Annotated in this window: 1 pseudogene; it reads right to left on the bottom strand. The window is 50.0% G+C overall.

Annotated elements, in window-relative coordinates:
- Positions 1 to 278 (bottom strand): annotated as a pseudogene (locus FQ668_RS28820) (hypothetical protein); the annotation flags it as partial.

Here is a 278-nt window from a genome sequence, read left to right as displayed (position 1 = left end):
GCCTTGGATAGCCCCTACCCGAACCATTGCATCGCTGTTTTTTACAGCACGCCCGAGCGCTATCAAACTATTTTGGCCAGGATAATTGGCTAGACGTTGCAACGCTGATGCTCTTACGATTGAAGCTTCAGAGTTATCTTGCCCAATGTACGATAAGGCATCCGCGGCAGCGCGGTGCCCTATGGCACTTGCATAGAAGGCAATTCCATAATGCTGGCTGTTTTGGTATTCAGATTCAGGGAACCATACCGCAAGCGTTTTACTAGCCCACTCAGGTG

The sequence above is a fragment of the Pseudomonas sp. Kh14 genome (assembly GCF_900291005.1).
GTDB lineage: Bacteria > Pseudomonadota > Gammaproteobacteria > Pseudomonadales > Pseudomonadaceae > Aquipseudomonas > Aquipseudomonas alloputida.
This window is presented reverse-complemented; position numbering and strand designations above follow the sequence as displayed.